The organism is Streptomyces sp. NPDC002130 (assembly GCF_040296465.1).
GTDB lineage: Bacteria > Actinomycetota > Actinomycetes > Streptomycetales > Streptomycetaceae > Streptomyces.
The window spans coordinates 1-1444 of sequence record NZ_JBEOXI010000826.1; the positions used below are offsets into that span (position 1 = coordinate 1).

2 protein-coding genes are annotated in these 1444 nt (G+C 63.1%); both read left to right on the plus strand.

Annotated elements, in window-relative coordinates; all coding sequences use genetic code 11:
• Positions 1 to 1155 (plus strand): flavin-containing monooxygenase (locus tag ABT116_RS46000; RefSeq protein ID WP_351647141.1); only part of this gene is annotated, 1155 nt, incomplete at its 5' end.
• Positions 1155 to 1444, plus strand: a 290-nt coding sequence (locus ABT116_RS46005) for a metal-dependent hydrolase (protein WP_351647143.1), incomplete at its 3' end; no start/stop codon positions are given. The genes ABT116_RS46000 and ABT116_RS46005, both read left to right, overlap by 1 nt.

The window sequence follows — 1444 nt, forward strand, 5'->3', positions numbered from 1 at the left end:
GTACACACCTCGGAAACCGTGTGGGAAGCACAGTTCCTCGTTGCGGCCACCGGCCCGTTCAGCGCCCCGGCCACTCCTGACCTCCCCGGACTCGAATCGTTCCGTGGTCAGATGTTCCACACCGCCGCCTGGAACCACGATCACGACCTTCGCGGCGAACGGATCGCAGTCGTCGGCACCGGCGCCTCAGCGGTGCAGATCATCCCCAGACTGCAACCACTCGCAGACACGTTGACCGTGTTCCAGCGGACACCGACGTGGATTCTGCCGCACCCGGATCAGCCGATGACCGGCTGGCCGAGCACCCTCTTCGAGCGGGTACCGCTCGTCCAACGACTCGCACGCAAGGGGCTCGACCTCCTTCAAGAAGCCCTGGTACCCGGATTCGTGTACAAGCCGTCACTGCTCGAAGGCTTGGCCGCGCTCGGCCGAGCTCACCTTCGCCGGCAGGTACGCGACCGCGAACTTCGCGCAAAGCTGCTCCCCCACTACGCATTCGGATGCAAGCGTCCGACGTTCTCGAACACCTACTATCCTGCGCTGGCGTCATCCAATGTGGAGGTCGTGACGGACGGAATCGTCGAGGTACAGGAGCGGGGAGTACTCACCGCGGACGGCACTTTCCGCGAAGTCGACACCATAGTCATGGGTACCGGCTTTCGCATGGGAGACAACCCGTCGTTCGACATCATCCGAGGCAAGGACGGCCGCAGCCTCGCGCAAACGTGGAACGGCAGCGCCGAGGCCTTCCTCGGTACCACCATCAGCGGGTTTCCGAACTTCTTCATGATTCTCGGCCCCAATTCGGTGGTCTACACCTCACAGGTCGTCACGATCGAAGCGCAGGTCGAGTACATCGTGAGTTGCATTCTTCAAATGGACCAACGCGGTATCGGCAGCATCGACGTCCGCGCCGAGGTGCAGCGCGAGTTCGTGCGCGCGACCGATCGCCGACTCACCACCAGTGTGTGGAACGCAGGCGGGTGCAGTAGTTACTACCTCGTCGACGGTGGCCGCAACTACACCTTCTATCCCGGATTCAACCGATCCTTCCGTGCCAGGACCAAGCGGGCCGACCTCGCTCACTATTCGCACGTAGAACCCGTCTCGCCCACAGCACTCGCCACTGCTCGAGAAACCGTGAGGAGCCGATAATGCTCGGCATCAACGCCTTCCGAGGCACACCCGTCGTCGCACCGTCCGGCGCCCGCCGCTACACCGACGAGGCACACGCGATCGCTGCCCGCGACGTCGAATTCGACTGGGACGGTGTACCACTGCACTACGTGCCGAACGAACCGATGGTCACCCACGTCATCAACTTCATGCATCTCGTGTTACCGGAGGGAGAGCGGGCCATGTCCGCAACGCTCGCCGAAGCACTCCCTCTCATCGAGGACACCCGCCTGCACGAGGAGGTGGTGGGGTTCGTCGGCCAAGAAGC